The organism is Bradyrhizobium sp. PRIMUS42, assembly GCF_023006515.1.
Lineage (GTDB): Bacteria > Pseudomonadota > Alphaproteobacteria > Rhizobiales > Xanthobacteraceae > Bradyrhizobium.
Genome location: NZ_JALBGZ010001680.1, coordinates 1 through 223, shown reverse-complemented (window position 1 = coordinate 223; position 223 = coordinate 1). Strand labels below are relative to the sequence as shown.

Sequence of the window (223 nt, the reverse complement as noted above, 5' to 3'; positions counted from 1 at the left end):
GTCGGTTTCGTCAATCCGCATCAGCGGCTGACCGGATTTGACCTGCTCACCGACGTTCACCAGTCGCTCGACGATCTTGCCGGCGACGCGGAAACCGAGATTGCTTTCCACCCGCGCGCCGATGGTCCCGGTGAAACCGCGCTCGGATCCGCTGACCCGCGAGGCCGTGACCAGACGGACCATCGGGGGCTCCTGCCGGGGGTCGCTGACCGCCGAGGCTTCA

Annotated in this window: 1 protein-coding gene; it reads right to left on the bottom strand. The window is 66.8% G+C overall.

The window, feature by feature from the left end; genetic code table 11:
• A partial coding sequence (locus MOV75_RS43030) for a biotin/lipoyl-binding protein (protein WP_369010513.1) occupies nucleotides 1-223 on the bottom strand: 223 nt, incomplete at both ends.